At 57.9% G+C, this 2,589-nt stretch carries 2 protein-coding genes; both read left to right on the top strand.

From position 1 onward, the window contains the following. On the top strand, positions 1 to 115 hold a 115-nt coding region (locus ACRDCA_RS19425), incomplete at its 5' end, for a hypothetical protein (protein ID WP_438691020.1). 373 nt (positions 116 to 488) lie between these two features. After that, positions 489 to 2,345 carry a hypothetical protein gene (locus ACRDCA_RS19430; protein ID WP_438691019.1) on the top strand — a complete coding sequence of 619 codons (1,857 nt, stop codon included), beginning with the start codon at positions 489 to 491 and terminating at the stop codon, positions 2,343 to 2,345. The last annotated feature ends 244 nt before the right edge of the window (positions 2,346 to 2,589 follow it).

Below are 2,589 nucleotides of genomic sequence, written 5' to 3' on the forward strand. Positions count from 1 at the left end.
CGGCGCACGAAATATTTTAGCGGCGGGGCACGCCGCGTTAGCCTGTGGAGAAATGGCGCAGTCAGGCCACTCGATGAAGCAGGAACCCACCGAAATGATTCAGGCGTTAGTCTGAGCGTAGTAGGGATCCTCCGCCTTTGGGCGGGGGAGGATGTCAACGCTGAGAAACCACGTTCCAGGGCAGAGGTTCGGCCACGTTGGCTGCGAGCCACTCCGGCAGGACACTGAGGACATAACGAATGTAGCCCTCCATGCACCAACGCCCCGCCATGCCACTTCGCGGCATTCAGGTCCGGCCGGCTGAACGTCATGCACGTTTCCGGCCTCCGTGAACACATTCTGATATCTCCCTCCGGCTGGCCGGATACACTGCCCCTATCCGGGGACGGGCTATCATAGTGTCCGCTCGTGGACTGAACGAAGCGGGGTGTGATCCACACATCCATAATAAACACGCAGTCTGACGACTGATGAAACGGGGTGACTGTATGACGAGTACCATTGTCCCTGCCGGGAGCCACCGGGCAACAGGACTGCCACCGGGGCTGGACCGGAATTCCCTTCCGAATGATGAGGCTATTCGGCAACTGCATACGGGGCTTAAACAGGGTATCCAGGGGGGGGGCTACGGGCCACTGCGTACCGTCGTGACCCAGTTCCGCGACGTTTTCCCGAAACTGTCCCTTTGGGAGCGCTTCAAGGATTTTTTTGGCTTGAGCGAGACCGCAGATAACCGGCGGGATGCGGCTGCCCTGTGTGTTATTGGTACGTTTTATGACAGGGGTGAGCGGAGGCGGGGAATGGAACCTGTCGCGTATAACCAGACAGCCATGACGCTGGCCCAGATACTGCGGGAGACTGGACTGGCACCTGAGCGTGGACATACTGAACTGGAAGGCTTGACGGCAGACATCACGGCCCGTCTGTTGGCAAAAACTCGCGGTCCTGAGGGGGTTATTATCCTGACCGGGAACAAAATGACAACCACCCGGGGGACCGGCGATGTTTTCCTGACCGGGCAGGTGTCATTCGGGAATGCCGCGAATACGCCAGAATTGCTGCGCAATCTGTCGCTGCCGTTTGTGGCAACAGTGGACAGTCCGCTGAATATGGCGGCAGAACTGATAGGGGGAGAAGAAGACGCTACAACGCTGAGAACGCTGTTTGGAGCCTTGGCGCCGGAAAACCGTGCTGCGTTGCAGCGGCGGTATGAACAGAATGAGGGCAGCAGACAGGTACTGTTTTCCCGGGATGGCGTGCTGGGTGAGCTGAGTCAGCCGGAGGTGCCGAAAACCGCGTCTTCCCTGGGACAGCCATCCGTGCCAGCTGAATGGACTGAGCACAATGGGGGGCCTGTCGGTTTTGCCTGTGAGTACGGAGCGGAGTTTGTCCGGAGCGGGCTGCAGGCAGTAGCGCAGTTTCCTCCCCAAAAAGTCGCTAACGTCAAGGATCTGATAGGATTGTTGGGGGCGTTCAACCGTTCACGAATGCCACCGGGCTACAACGCACCGGGCTTCAATATAACTACCGGCATACAGCACTTCAACACAGCTACCGGCGTCAGGATGAACGAATATGTGTGTCACCATCAATTATTCAGCAGGACACCGGAAGAGTGTTTACTGACCGATTTTCACAGGGGGGGGGTGGCCAAAGCCACAGTGGTGGTGGACGGGCATACGCTTTTACCGCTGACGACCCAATTAATGCAGGCGGCTGCGGATGATGTCGCCTTGATAGAACTTGGGGAGAAAGCACCCACCACCGAAGATCTCGTGAAGGTGGGTGAAGCTTGGGCTAGCCTGATACAGGAAGGTACAGAGCTTGATGCGAGAGCAGCCCGGGCGGCGGCCGCTAGTATTATGTATGCAGTCTGTCAGCAGGGTGCCGGAAGGGGCTGTCTCGGTTTACTTACCGTTGGTCCCGGGTACGATACCAACCCACAGACCCCACCGAACAGTCAGGATGTGATGCATATTGACACTCAGCGGGAGGGAGGTGGCACACAAGTGACACTGGCTACGTTCAGTTCAGGGTGCCGTCAGGTCGGCGTTTTCGGGCGTGAGACTCCCGGCCCGGCTCCTATGCCTGATTTCCGGGCCTACGGAGTATCGTACCCCCATCCTGCGTCAACAGCACTGACCGTAGCGGGAATGGCTGCTGGCTTTTTGCAGAATGACATCCGCGTGGAGGGATTTGGCGTGCGTTATCCGAAAACGACATCACTGGAGGCTCTGAAGCCCCTGCCCAGTCCGGAAGGGTGGTCAGGGCCCTGGGTGTTGACTCGGGGGCAGCAGGCCACGCTGGATGCTGAAAGGAGTCAGAGGGGCGCTGATGAAGAATAGAGAGGGTAAGGTTGCAGAGTCGTGGTGGAGTAATCAGGACACTCAACTGACCGCCAAAACGGCGGTGTCTAGTGAACCAGAACCGAAAATTTACCCCGGCGTGTAAAAAAGGAAGTGGTAGCCCTGGTGACAGATCAGGACTATATATGGCCACGATAATGGACCTGTACTCCTGGAGGATCGTGGGGGCACGTGGATAACGAAGGACCTCGTCGCGGGTCTGCCGTGCGCTGATGAAGACGTA

It is taken from the genome of Serratia sp. (in: enterobacteria) (assembly GCF_051654945.1).
Taxonomy (GTDB): Bacteria; Pseudomonadota; Gammaproteobacteria; order Enterobacterales; family Enterobacteriaceae; genus Chania.

Bases quoted from the DNA above. Each gene is read 5' to 3' on its own strand.
- ACRDCA_RS19430 (WP_438691019.1), top strand. From the start codon at position 489: ATGACGAGTACCATTGTCCCTGCCGGGAGCCACCGGGCAACAGGACTG.